This is a genomic window from Bradyrhizobium sp. NBAIM14, from assembly GCF_020193895.1.
Taxonomy (GTDB): Bacteria; Pseudomonadota; Alphaproteobacteria; order Rhizobiales; family Xanthobacteraceae; genus Bradyrhizobium; species Bradyrhizobium yuanmingense.
Genome location: NZ_JADYVQ010000015.1, coordinates 152,226 through 164,445 on the forward strand (window position 1 = coordinate 152,226; position 12,220 = coordinate 164,445).

Consider the following 12,220-nt stretch of genomic DNA (forward strand, 5'->3'; position numbering starts at 1 on the left):
ATGGCCTCGCAGCGCCCGACGCGGGCTTATCTCGCCGTTCCCGCGCATCGCGCCCGTGTCGTCGCCAAGGCGGCGGCATCATCGGCGGACGCGGTGTTCATGGACCTCGAAGACGCCGTGCCGCCCGCGGAGAAGGGCGTTGCGCTGACGGAAGCCGCCCGCGCGCTGTCCTCGCTCGACTGGGGCAGCAAGCACGTCGCGGTCAGGCTCAATGCCGTCGACAGCCCGTTCATCGCAGAGGAGATCCGCAGCTTGGCGGCCCTGCCCCGGCTGGATGCTTTGATCGTGCCGAAGGCGGAGCGGTTGAGTGACATCGTTGCCATCGCCGGTCAGCTGCACGCGGCCGCGCCCGATCGGGCCGCGCCTGTTACGCTCGAGCTGCTGATCGAGACCGCGCTCGGCCTCGTCAATGTCGACGCCCTCGCCGCGTGCCACGACAGCGTGGCCGCACTGCATCTCGGCGTCGGCGACCTCGCGGCCTCGCTCGGCGCCCGTACCTCCGACATCGGCATCTCGCCGGATGGCTACCGCCACGTCGGCTCCGCGCAAAGCGGCTACGCCTCAGCGCCGCTCGACCTGTTCGCCTATCCGATGATGCGCCTGCTGGTCGCCGCCCGCGCCTGCGGCCTGCGCGCGATCGACGGCCCCTGCGGCGCGTTCCGCGATGCTGGGCTGACCGAGGCCAGCGCGCAAAAGGCCGCGGCGATGGGCTTTGACGGCAAGCAGGTGATCCACCCCGACCAGATCGAGCCGACGCTGCGCGCGTTCACGCCCTCGGCCGAAGAGCTGGCCCAGGCGCGGCGGATCGTCGAAGCCATGGAGCAAGCCGAGGCGCAGGGCCAAGGCGCGGTGACGCTGGACGGCAAGATGATCGACTACGCCAATGTGCGGATGGCGCGCCGGATCATCGAGCTGGGGTCGTAGGGGCCGAAACGCGCGCTCAGGCGGTGTCGCTGTACAGCCAGCTAACGGGCCTAGATCGCGCCACGCTGAGCAATCGCAGCACGATTGCAATCACTTTGCCTTTGCACGCAAAGGTCGCTAGGCTGCCTCGATACGTCTTGCAGGGAGGGGCACATGGCAAACCGCGAAGACATGCTCGCATTGATTAGGGCCGGCTACGCAGCGCGCGACGGCGGCGACACCGATAGTCTGGTGACGGCCTTTCATCCAGAGGGCGCATTCACCCTGATGGGTGACAAGGGCGCGCTCGAATTGACAGGACGCATGCAGGGCCACCCGACCCTGCGCGAAGCTTTCCATCAATTCACCGAAGGCTTCGGCTTCGAAGGCCGCGAGATCCTCGCCGAGCTGGTCGACGGCGATCGCGTCGCCGTCCACTCCCGCGTCACCGTGCGCTACCACCCGACCGGGAAAGCGGTCAGCACCGAGATCGTGGACCTGTTCACATTTCAGGATGGCAAGATCGCGGAGCTGGTCGAGTTTGCGGATACGGCGCAGATCAAGGCGATGATCTCCTGACGCGCAATGGGATGAATCGAAGCGTCCTCGCGTTACGCCAGAAGATGAATGTCAGTCGGCTCCGGGGCTGCACCCGCGGCCGTCAACATCGCGTGGACCTGACCTCGATGGTGGGTCTGGTGATTGAAGAGTTGAATAGCAACGAGCGTCTTTGGCTTCTCGATTCGAGTTGAACCGTCCCCAGGGTACCAGAAAAGCATCCCGTTCAGGTCCGCGTCGCGCAATCGCGCTGACCACGCTTCGATTTCCTCGTTCCGTTGCAAGCGGAGCGCCTTGAAGGCCTCCCAATCCGAGGGATTTGCGAGGGAGTGCTTGATGGTTTCCTCCGGACGCGCGTTACCTTTCAGCCGCTCCAGTATCAAGGCATCAGCCCAATAGAGATGGTTCAACGTAGCTGCAATCGACTGGAAGAACGCCCCCCGATCCTTCCAGCGATCCTCGTGGGTCAGCCGGTCGGCGGCAGCTACCAAAGAGGCGTTCTGCCAAGTGTTGTAGCGGGCCATAAGCCGGCAGTAGTCGGCTGAGATCATTTTCTCAGGCTCCAAAGGTTGTCTGATGTTGGCTGATCTCGGGACGTTGTCCCAGACGTGAGGCAGCTACAGTTACGTGACAGTGCAGAAAATTTGTGCTTCGCCAGTGGTGTAATGAACGCCCTACGAAATCGGGGTTTGGTGCACTGTCACCGTAATGCCGGGGGAGGTAGCGCCGCGCCGACAGAAACTCAGCTGCCGGGTTTACGGTGCTCGGCATAACCAATCGACGGCGAGCATTTTGACTTTAGCCTAGGCAGCCCAGTCCATGATCGCGTCGATGAAGGTCTGAGCCTGGCGGATCGCGTCGAGCCTCGTCGCACAGACACCGACCGACACTGTTCGGCCCTTTCCGACAGTCCACTTCCAACTAGCCGGGTAGCTCATCTGAACGACCGAGAAGCTTACGCCCCGATGTTCCACGGAGAACCTCCGCTAACATGTTGCTGTGTCTGAAAAGGCTACTTTAATGGCGAATGTCCAGCCGAACGCAGGCCCACAATTCGATCGCGCGGCTTGGATATGAGCGTTCAGGGGAGCGAATGGAGACTCTTGCGGGAGATTCCACGTTCGCGAGCCATGGGGAGCACGCCTTCTCACCGCTCGACCCGCTTGATCGCCTTGATTTTGTAAGCCGTCGGATTCCCTCGTCCTGCCACAGGTCATCCTCGAAATGCCTGTCTCTGTAATTATCGTGTCTCACTTCAGGGGTGCAGTCCAATGCACAGATTTGGCCTTTGCCAGTGTTCTGATCGCACACGCATAGACCAAATGCTGAAATCAGAGTTTGAGTATTGTCTATCTATTGCAAATCGAACCATTTTTGCTAATTTCAACTGTCACGGGTAAATTTTGCCATCTCAATTTTCAATCTATTCGTCCGAGGCTGCGATGAGCGATATTGTTTATGATTCTAAAAGCGAGGCTTTGAGCATCGCGGCGGCGACCCTCTCGAAAGCGAGTGACTTGCCCGATGAAATCATTGCAGCGTTGAGTAAAAAAGCAAACTTAGTTGAAGAGAGTTCATCAGGCGCAGTTTTGCCGCGCCAGCTTCAACCGGCACTAGTCGGGCGATTTGTTATCCGTAACGATGTATTACTTAGCTTGGAAACGTTCCTCTCGTTATTGAAGACCGTAACAAAGCTCGTCGCGGGTTTCGCAGGAGTTGGCACTCCGGCTGGCATAGCTGCGATCACCGATGGGATACACGGTCTCTATAAAGCCTACACCGAAATCGTTGCCAAGGGCTACAAGTTGACCGACGATCAGTTCGCTGTCATCGCGGCACTTCGTCAACTCGGGGATGCCACAAGCTCAGAGATAGACAAGTATCTGCAAAAGCCTCTCAGCTAGGCTGGCGAGAACCAAAGTCCGCTTGGATTAGCCCCCAACACGAGGGCTGCCACCGCCTAGGCCCACGCGAAACCGCGGCCCGAGCTTATGCTCAAATTCGCACAACAGACGTTCGCGCCTTGCCCAAGCGGAATACCTTGGACTTATGGCCAATGATCTTGGAGGCTGGCTCTATCACGTCAGGCGCTGGTACAGTTGGGTGGGCTCGAACCACCGACCTCCTGTTCCACAGACAGGCGCTCTAACCAACTGAGCTACAACTGCATCCTTGCGAGCCGCGCCTTGGGCTGCCTGAAAAGGCTTGATGCCTGAGGGGGCTGGACGGGGCGGAAACTAGGTGCAACGGCCCGGTTTGGCAAGGCCGCAATGGGGTGAAAAACCGGGTGAAATCATCGTCGGTGCGGGGAAATCGGGCGGGGTGGCGGGCTCGGAGAGTTGCGCTCCCCTGTGCCGCTAGCGCGGCCGCATATGACGCGGTTATGGCGCTTCGTCTCCACATCGTCATGGCCAGGCTTGTCCCGGCCATCCACGGCTTCTGCCCGGGGCACCTAGAACGTGGATGCCCGGGCCTTCGCCGCGCCGAAGCGCTTCGGCCGCGCAGGCGGGACAAGCCCGGGGATGACGACCATTCTTGGATTTCCACATGGGGAAGCGGGAGAGGCGAAGAAAAAACCCGGGCCTTTCGGGCCCGGGTTTCGCATCTCACACCGAACCGCTCCGCTCAGGCGGCGGACGGATAGTACTTCGAGGCGCTGGCTTTGATCGGCTCGGCGGTCTCGTTGGCGACGCGCTGGGTGAGCTCGACCAGCTCCTTGGCCTGGGCCTGGTAGGTCTCGAGCTGCTTGCGGGCGTGGCCGGTCCACAGCTCCATCGCTTCAGTCGGTGACTTGGCGCCGAACAGCTGCTGGGCGAAGTCGAGCTGGGCGCTCGAATTGGCCTTCATGAACTCGACCAGCTTGGCGGTGTACTCGCTCGCGCCCTTGGAAGCGCAGGTGAACACGGCCTCGACGGTGCCGTTGTGGGTCTCGGCGGCGTCCTTGAACTTGGCGTAGTTCTCGCGGGCCTGCGCCGCGCCCTTCTCGGCGAACGCACGCACCTGCTCGGGAACCTCGAACGGGATGATCGAGGCAGAAAACGGATCAGTCGCACCTGTCATGTTGGTCCCTCACGCTAATTGAAAAAATGGAGTGAGCCTTTCTGGCGCGCCCGCCGGCCCCGACCATGGGCCCTGCGCATTGAGCGGGTACGAAGACTGGAAACGCGAAACAAAGGTGATGGCTCGCCCAGCGCCAGAATTATGGCTGCCTATCATGTCAACATTGTGCATCGCAACGCGGCAGAGGGGTGCGATGCGAAATTTAATCTCGGGGAGGATGAGGTTCCCAGGCGGGGGAACCGGGGGTGAGGTAGTGGGATGCGCCCGGCAACCCACGCGCTCTTACCCTCCCCTCGAGGGGTCCGGGACGAGCGTAGCTCGCCCGTAGGTCGATCGCGCGCAGCGCGAGCCGGGTGGGGTGATCTCTCCGCTCGGGGACCGCCTGTGGGGAGAGACTGTCACCCCACCTCGGTTCGCTCTCCGCTTCGCTGCGTGCGAACCGATCCACGGGCGAGCTACGCTCGTCCCGGGCCCTCCAGGGGAGGATGGGCGCCGTAGATGCCGCGAGCCCTGCGTCTCTTCGCAAGCGCCCACGCCTTGAATCCCTTGGATGCAACGTCGGCTCGGCTTGCGGGGTTGGCGGGATTAAGGTTATCGCCGCTTGGGAATCCATCGCGGGCTTTGGGCCGTGGACCTGGTCGCGGCTTCCGGGCGATACTAACCCTTTCTTAAGGCTGTCATTCCCGGCAGCCGCCACTCGTGAAGCGTGAGATGCAGCCGGCCTGATGACGCGTTCGGATTTCCAGTTGCGAGGGGTGGGCGATCCGCGGCTGGCCGTGCATGCGACCTCTGCCCTGCCGGCCTGGCTATGGTCGACCGACGGCGCGCGCGTGCTGTGGGCCAATCCGGTCGGCGCAAAACTGTTCGGCGCGGCCAACAGCGCCGGCCTTGCGGACAAGGTGTTCGGCCCCGCCGACAGCCATCGCCGCCAAATCGTCAGGCTCGCCCCCCAGCTGCCGGCGAACGGCGCAATGCGGCTGCAGCGGCTGCGCGGCTTCGGCGCCCGGTTAGGGGCGCTGATGACCTGTGCTTGCGCGCGGCTCGACTTTGCCGACGGCGGCCATGCGGTGCTGGTCATCGCGATGGACCCGACGCTGCGCACCATGCCGCTGGTCGAGCGGCTGCATCGGCTGGTCGCCGGCGCGAAGGTGCCGATGGCGGCGTTCGCGCCGGACGGGCTGTTCGTCGGCGCGAGCGAGGCCGCGCGCCCCCTGCTCGGCTTCCGCGATCTGCTCGAGGCCGGGCTCGACCGCGCCCGCAGCGATGCGCTGGCAACCGGCCGCGCTGCGACGCCGATCGGCATCGGCCAGATGGTTCTGCAGCGGGTCGGCAGCGGCGCCGATATCGGCCTGGTCGCGCTGATCGAGCCGGCCGCCTCCACGGCGGCGCACGAGGCCGCGCCCGACGTCACGCCCGCGCAGCCTCCGGCCGCGGTGCCGGAGGACGCACAGCCTGCGCCAGACGAGGCACCGTCTGCGATTGCGCTGTTCGACGCATTCACTGAGCCGGCCGAACCGCCCGCCGAGACGATTGCGCCGACGCCGGAGCCGGTCGTCCCCGCGGCGGCCAAAACTCCGGTTGAAAACCAGCCGCAAGCCATTGTGTCGCCGCAGCCCGCGCCGATCAATGCGGGCATGGTCGAGCCGACTTCGGGCCAGGACTCTTCTAGCCACCCAGAGCCGCCCGCACCGCGTCAGCATCCGCTGCGCTTCCTCTGGCAGATGGATGAAGAGGGCCGCTTTGTGCTCGGCTCCGATGAATTCATCCGCCTGATCGGCACGCACACGGCCGCCGGCTTCGGCCGCCCCTGGCGCGAGATCGCCGCGGAATTCTCGCTCGATCCCGAGGGCCGCGTGGCGAAGGCGCTGGAAAGCAAGGATACCTGGGCCGGCATCACAGTGAACTGGCCGGCCGACGGCGGCGAGCACATTCCGGTCGAGCTCGCGGGCCTGCCGGTCTACGACCACAACCGTGAATTCGCCGGCTTCCGCGGCTTCGGCGTCTGCCGCGATCTCGACGCGCTCAACCGGCTCGAGGCGCTCAGGCGCTTCGAGCTGCTCGTCGAGCCGCCGGCACAGGATCGCTCCACTGAGGCCGTCGCGTTCGATGCGGAGCCCGAGCCTGAAGCGGCGGCGGAAGCTGAGGCGGAGGGCGAAGCAGAGGCACCGCCGATCGCGCCATCCGAGCCTGAGCCGCAAGCCGAGCCTGAACCGCAAGCCGAACCCGACCTGCCAGAGCCCACAAGCGAGACTTCACACCCAACCCAACTGGACACGCCCGTGGAAACGCCTCCCAATGTCGTGCCGTTCCGCGTCGCCGGCGATACGCGGCCGCCGACGTTGACGCCGGTCGAGAACAGCGCGTTCAACGAGCTCGCGCGGCAATTGTCCGAGCGGCTCGAACGCGAGCGCGAGACCATCACGACCGACGCGGCCGGACCAGTGGCGGAGACCAGCGCCGAAGCACCGGAGCCGGAGCCGCCGCAGGCCGCCGCCGAATGGCTGACCGAGCCCGCACCGCCGCCGCGCGGGATGAGCGCGCGCGACCGCACGCTGCTCGACCTGTTGCCGACGGGCATCCTGATCTACCGGCTCGACCGCCTGCTCTACGCCAATCCCGCCTTCCTCGCGCGCATGGGCTATGACGGCCTGAACGCGCTGGAGCATGCCGGCGGGCTGGATGCGCTCTATGTCGAGCCGGGCGTGTCGGCGGCCAGCAGCACCACGCAAGGCGGCACGCCTGTGACGATCAGCGCGACAATCGCGAACGGCGAAACGCCGCCGCCCGCGACGGAAGCGCATCTGCACACGATCGAGTGGGACGGCGACAGCGCGCATGCGCTGATCTGCGCGCTGCCGCAGGCGGCGCCGATCGCGGCGGCTGCCGTCGCAGAGACCGTGGTGGCCGCAGAGCCTGACGCCGCGGACGCGGAGCCCGCGGCCGGCGATGCCGATGCCGAGGATCTCGCCGCCATCCTCGACACCACGGCCGAGGGCATCGTGATGTTCGACGCCGAAGGCAACATCCACGCCTGTAACCGCAGCGCGGAGGCGCTGTTCGGCTATGACGGCGAGGCGCTGCTGCAGCAGAATTTGCTGACGCTGTTCGCCCCCGAGAGCCAGCAGATCGTCGCGGATTATCTGGAAAGCCTGAAGAGCCAGGACATCTCCAGCCTGCTCGATCACGGCCGCGAGGTGCTGGGCCGCGAGAAGAAGGGCGGCGTCATTCCGCTTGCGATGATCATGGGCCGCACCCGCCCCGACGGGCCGAACTTCTTCGCCGTGTTCCGCGATCTCTCGCACGCGAAGAAGGGCGAGAGCGAATTGACGAAGGCCCGCCGCCTCGTCGACGGCGCGGCGAACGCCAAGGCCGACATGCTGGCGCGGATCAGCCACGAGATCCGCACGCCGCTCAACGCCATCATCGGCTTTGCCGAGGTGATGATCTCCGAGCGCTTCGGCGCGCTCGGCAACGAGCGCTACGGCGAATACATGAAGGACATCCGCGCTTCCGGCGAGCGTGTCATCGCCATCATCGACGACCTCCTGGAGCTGTCGCGGATCGAGACCGGCAAGCTCGACCTGAATTTCGCGAATTTGAACCTGAACGATTTGGTCGAGGCCTGCGTGACGGTGATGCAGCCGCAGGCCAACCGCGAGCGCATCATCATCCGCACCTCGCTCGCCCATGCGCTGCCGCAGGTGAGCGTCGACGCGCGCGCGATGCGGCAGATCACCATGAACCTGATCTCGAACTCGATCCGGCTCGCCAGCGCCGGCGGCCAGGTCATCGTCTCGACCGCGCTGACCGATCGCGGCGAGATTGCGCTGCGCATCCGCGACACCGGCCATGGCCTTTCCGAGCGCGAAGTCGCCGCCGCGATGGAGCCGTTCCGCACGCCGCCGCCGGGCGATGCCGCCGACAGCTCGGCGCTGAGCCTGTCGCTGACCAAAGCGCTGGTCGAAGCCAACCGCGCCCGGTTCAACATCAAGAGCGCCGGCCACGGCACGCTGATCGAGGTGGTGCTCGCGCCAGCGCTGGCGGGGGCGTAGGGCGCGGCACGCTCAAGCCGTCATTCCGGGGCGCGCCTCTTGGCGCGAGCCCGGAATCCATCGATCCGCATCAATGGTGGTGCAATGGATTCCGGGATCGTCGCTTCGCGACGCCCCGGAACGACGGCGGGGGCTCACGCCGCCCGCACCGTCTCCAGGAACCTGCTCACCTCGATCTTCAGCCGGCTGCTGTCGTTCGACAGCGATTGCGCCGCGGACAGCACCTGCGAGGAGGCGGATCCCGTCTCGGTCGCGCCCTGGCGCACGCTGGAGATGTTGGCGCTGACCTGCGTGGTGCCGGCGGCGGCGCTTTGGACGTTGCGCGAGATCTCGCTGGTCGCGGCGCCCTGCTCTTCCACCGCGGCCGCGATGGTGGAGGAGATTTCGGACAGACGCTCGATGGTGCCGCCGATGGTCTTGATCGCACCGACGGAATCTTGCGTCGCGACCTGGATGCTCGAGATCTGCTGACCGATGTCGCCGGTCGCCTTCGCGGTCTGCTCGGCCAGCGCCTTCACTTCCGAGGCCACCACGGCAAAGCCGCGTCCGGCTTCGCCCGCACGCGCGGCCTCGATGGTGGCGTTCAGCGCCAAGAGATTGGTCTGGCCGGCGATGGCGTTGATGAGCTCGACCACGTCGCCGATGCGCGCGGCCGCCTTGGACAATTCGCTGACGCGGTCATTGGTCTGCCCGGCCTGGGTGACGGCCTCGCCCGCCATGCGCGCGGAGGCCTGCACCTGGCGGCTGATCTCGTTCACGGAGGCGGTCAGCTCCTCGGCGGCGGACGCCACCGACTGCACGTTGGTCGCCGCTTCCTCGGACGCCGCCTCGACCAGCGTGGCAAGCTCGGTCGAGCGGCTGGCGGTCGTGGTCAGCGACGTCGCCGACGCCTCGAGCTCATTGGCCGCCGACGACACGGTCTCGACGATCTCGCCGATCGCGCCTTCGAAATCGTCCGCCATCCTGATCATGTCGGCGCGGCGGCGCTCGGCGGCGAGCTTGTCCTGCCTGATCTTCTCTTCGGCCTCCTCCTGCGCCTTCCGCTCGGCGTTGATCTTGAATGTCTCGACGGCTTGCGCGATCTCGCCGATCTCGTCGGGCCGGCCGAGGCCGGGAAGAACGATGGCGAAATTGCCGTTGGCAAGCTCGATCATCGCCGCGCGCATCGCGGTCAAAGGCCTCGAGACCGAACGTCCGATGAAGATGCCGAGGCCGAGCACGCCCGTCGCAATCAACGCGATCGCCACCGAAATCCAGAACTGGATGCTGGTGCGCTCGGCCTCGTTGAGACGGTCGGCATCGGCGCGGATGCGGTCAACCGATGTCGAGACCTGCTCGATCACGGGCTCGACCGACGCGAAGGCCTCGGACATCGCCTTCGATTCGGCCGCCAGCTTCAGCGCGGTCTCCATCCAGGCGGAGAAGTCGCGCTGATAATCGGCGAGCTTCTGGCGCAGCTCGGCCTTGGCGCCGTCGGCAATGGCTGCCGCGTCGAGGCCTGCGGCAAATTCGGACGCGCGCTTCTTCATCTCCTCGCCATATCTGGCGTTCCGACGCAGCATGAAATCCTTCTCATGCCGGCGCATCATCAGCATGATGACCTTGAGCTCGGAATACTGGAACTGGTCGACCTGGCTCTCGATGCCGTGGACGGAAGCGCGCAGGCGGCCTTCGAGCCCGGACTTCTCGTCGAGGCCGAGCCGCTGCCGTTCCTCGACCACCGCGGCGAAGCGGGCCTGATAGGTCTTCAGCGACGCATTCATCGCGTCGATCTTGTGCGCCAGCTCGGGCTGGCCGAGCGCTGCGATCTTGCCGCGGAGCGTCTCGATGTCGAGCGCCACCTGCCGGCTGATCTCGACCTGTCGCTGCGCCCTGGCCGGATCGCTGCGCAGCAGAAAATCCTTCTCGGCGCGGCGCGCCTCGAGCAGCTCGACCGCGATCCTGTTGTTCAGCTCGAACACGGTGCGCGCATCCTCGGCCGCGTCGCGATAGACGCCCATCCTCCGCTCGCCGTAGAGGTGAATGCCGCCGATCAGGACGACGCCGATGACGCCAATGACGCCGATCGCGGTGATCTTGTGAGTGAGTCGCAGGGAGAGGAGCCGCATCGTGAACCAAGCTGGTGGTGAGCGATGCCATTGATGAAGCGATATTCGGTGAAAGCTTCCGTTAATTTGCGGGCACGTATTAATACGTGTATTTCGCTACAATGCTCGCCGCTGTGCACGGTGACGTGCACAGGCACAGTTCCAAAAAAGAAGCACGGCGCTTCACCAGCGCCGTGCTTCCTTGTCTGCGCGAGACTTGGGCCTTTAGTGATAGATCTCGAACAGGCCGGCGCCGCCCTGGCCGCCGCCGATGCACATCGTCACCACGCCCCACTTGGCCTTGCGGCGGGCGCCTTCCTGCAAGAGGTGGCCGGTGAGACGGGCGCCGGTCATGCCGAAGGGATGGCCGATCGCGATCGAGCCGCCGTTGACGTTGTACTTGGCGGGATCGATGCCGAGCTGGTCGCGGCAATACAGGCACTGGCTGGCGAAGGCCTCGTTGAGCTCCCACAGATCGATGTCGTCGATCTTGAGGCCGGTGCGCTTCAGGAGCTTCGGAATCGCGAACACCGGGCCGATGCCCATCTCGTCCGGCTCGCAGCCGGCGGTTGCCCAGGCGACGAAGCGGCCGAGCGGCTTGAGGCCGCGCTTCTCGGCGTCCTTGGCTTCCATCAGCACCACCGCGGCGGCGCCGTCGGAGAGCTGGCTGGCATTGCCGGCGGTGACGAACTTGCCGGGGCCCTTCACCGGCTCGAGTTTTGCCAATCCTTCCATCGTCGTTTCGGGACGATTGCATTCGTCGCGATCGACGGTGTAGTCCACGATCGACTCGGCCTTGGTCTGCTTGTCGACGACCTTCATCTTGGTCTTCATCGGGACGATCTCGTCCTTGAACTTGTTCGCCTGCTGGGCCGCGGCCATGCGGCGCTGCGATTCCAGCGAGAACTCGTCCTGATATTCACGGCTGAGCTTGTAGCGCTCGGCGACGATGTCGGCGGTGTCGATCATCGCCATGAAGATGTCGGGGGCGACCTTGAGCAGTTCCGGATCGACCGATTCCTTCGGCGTGCCGCCGCCGGGAATCGAGATGCTCTCGACGCCGCCGGCGACGATGCAATCGGCGCCGTCGGAGCGGATCGAGTTGGCGGCCATCGCGATGGTCTGCAGGCCCGACGAGCAGAAGCGGTTCACCGACACGCCGGCGGTGGTCTTCGGCAGCCCCGCGAGCAGCGCGGCCTGGCGGCCGATGTTCGGCGCCCCATGGGCGCAATTGCCGAGATAGCAGTCCTCGACATAGTCCTTCTCGACGCCGGCGCGGTCCACCGCGTGATGAATGGCGTGGGCCGCGAGCGACATCGGCGGCGTGATGTTGAACCCGCCGCGGCCGGATTTCGCCAGGCCCGTGCGCGCATAGGAAACGATGACGGCTTCACGCATTGTTTTCTCCCTTGTCGAACGATTTGGAACGGAGCGTCCTGACGCCATTGGTACACAAAGATTGGGGGTGGGGAAAATGAAAACGCCGCCTCCCGCGATGGAGACGGCGTTGTTCCGCGTGTCGGAATATATGATATGATGATCGTCATTCCGGGGCGTGCG

The 12,220-nt window shown here is 65.1% G+C and carries 8 protein-coding genes and 1 tRNA gene; 4 read left to right on the forward strand and 5 right to left on the reverse strand.

Going from position 1 to position 12,220, the window contains the following annotated elements; all coding sequences use genetic code 11:
- Together I6F28_RS27930 and I6F28_RS27935 are read left to right on the forward strand one after the other, a co-directional pair.
- Nucleotides 1-924, forward strand: a complete 924-nt coding sequence (locus I6F28_RS27930) for an HpcH/HpaI aldolase/citrate lyase family protein (protein ID WP_225142208.1) — start codon at nucleotides 1-3, stop codon at nucleotides 922-924.
- Nucleotides 925-1,077: 153 nt separating this feature from the next.
- Nucleotides 1,078-1,482 carry a nuclear transport factor 2 family protein gene (locus tag I6F28_RS27935; protein WP_225142209.1) on the forward strand — a complete coding sequence of 135 codons (405 nt, stop codon included), beginning with the start codon at nucleotides 1,078-1,080 and terminating at the stop codon, nucleotides 1,480-1,482.
- Nucleotides 1,483-1,514: 32 nt separating this feature from the next.
- Here the strand turns inward: I6F28_RS27935 and I6F28_RS27940 are convergent, their stop codons facing one another.
- On the reverse strand, nucleotides 1,515-2,012 hold the full coding sequence (locus I6F28_RS27940) for a DinB family protein (protein WP_225142210.1): 498 nt from the start codon (nucleotides 2,010-2,012) through the stop codon (nucleotides 1,515-1,517).
- Between the two features lie 891 nt (nucleotides 2,013-2,903).
- On the opposite strand from I6F28_RS27940, the gene I6F28_RS27945 reads away from it, so the two are divergent.
- Nucleotides 2,904-3,365: a hypothetical protein gene (locus I6F28_RS27945; protein ID WP_225142211.1), complete on the forward strand. Its 462-nt coding sequence runs from the start codon at nucleotides 2,904-2,906 to the stop codon at nucleotides 3,363-3,365.
- A gap of 187 nt (nucleotides 3,366-3,552) precedes the next feature.
- Here I6F28_RS27945 and I6F28_RS27950 read toward each other — a convergent pair.
- Nucleotides 3,553-3,629 (reverse strand) — tRNA-His (locus tag I6F28_RS27950).
- A 457-nt stretch (nucleotides 3,630-4,086) separates the two neighbouring features.
- Complete coding sequence (locus I6F28_RS27955; protein WP_109145285.1) at nucleotides 4,087-4,521, reverse strand: phasin; 435 nt, start codon at nucleotides 4,519-4,521, stop codon at nucleotides 4,087-4,089.
- Between the two features lie 725 nt (nucleotides 4,522-5,246).
- On the opposite strand from I6F28_RS27955, the gene I6F28_RS27960 reads away from it, so the two are divergent.
- Nucleotides 5,247-8,573, forward strand: a complete 3,327-nt coding sequence (locus I6F28_RS27960) for a PAS domain-containing sensor histidine kinase (RefSeq protein ID WP_225142212.1) — start codon at nucleotides 5,247-5,249, stop codon at nucleotides 8,571-8,573.
- A gap of 134 nt (nucleotides 8,574-8,707) precedes the next feature.
- Here I6F28_RS27960 and I6F28_RS27965 read toward each other — a convergent pair whose 3' ends face one another.
- Both I6F28_RS27965 and I6F28_RS27970 read right to left on the reverse strand, forming a co-directional pair.
- The gene (locus I6F28_RS27965) at nucleotides 8,708-10,681 is read right to left on the reverse strand and encodes a methyl-accepting chemotaxis protein (RefSeq protein WP_225142214.1); all 1,974 of its coding nucleotides are present in this window, start codon (nucleotides 10,679-10,681) and stop codon (nucleotides 8,708-8,710) included.
- Between the two features lie 204 nt (nucleotides 10,682-10,885).
- Nucleotides 10,886-12,058: a thiolase family protein gene (locus I6F28_RS27970; RefSeq protein ID WP_036030944.1), complete on the reverse strand. Its 1,173-nt coding sequence runs from the start codon at nucleotides 12,056-12,058 to the stop codon at nucleotides 10,886-10,888.
- Between the last annotated feature and the right edge of the window lie 162 nt (nucleotides 12,059-12,220).

Bases quoted from the DNA above. Each gene is read 5' to 3' on its own strand.
- I6F28_RS27930 (WP_225142208.1), top strand. From the start codon at position 1: ATGGCCTCGCAGCGCCCGACGCGGGCTTATCTCGCCGTTCCCGCGCAT.
- I6F28_RS27935 (WP_225142209.1), top strand. From the start codon at position 1,078: ATGGCAAACCGCGAAGACATGCTCGCATTGATTAGGGCCGGCTACGCA.
- I6F28_RS27940 (WP_225142210.1), bottom strand. From the start codon at position 2,012: ATGATCTCAGCCGACTACTGCCGGCTTATGGCCCGCTACAACACTTGG.
- I6F28_RS27945 (WP_225142211.1), top strand. From the start codon at position 2,904: ATGAGCGATATTGTTTATGATTCTAAAAGCGAGGCTTTGAGCATCGCG.
- I6F28_RS27955 (WP_109145285.1), bottom strand. From the start codon at position 4,521: ATGACAGGTGCGACTGATCCGTTTTCTGCCTCGATCATCCCGTTCGAG.
- I6F28_RS27960 (WP_225142212.1), top strand. From the start codon at position 5,247: ATGACGCGTTCGGATTTCCAGTTGCGAGGGGTGGGCGATCCGCGGCTG.
- I6F28_RS27965 (WP_225142214.1), bottom strand. From the start codon at position 10,681: ATGCGGCTCCTCTCCCTGCGACTCACTCACAAGATCACCGCGATCGGC.
- I6F28_RS27970 (WP_036030944.1), bottom strand. From the start codon at position 12,058: ATGCGTGAAGCCGTCATCGTTTCCTATGCGCGCACGGGCCTGGCGAAA.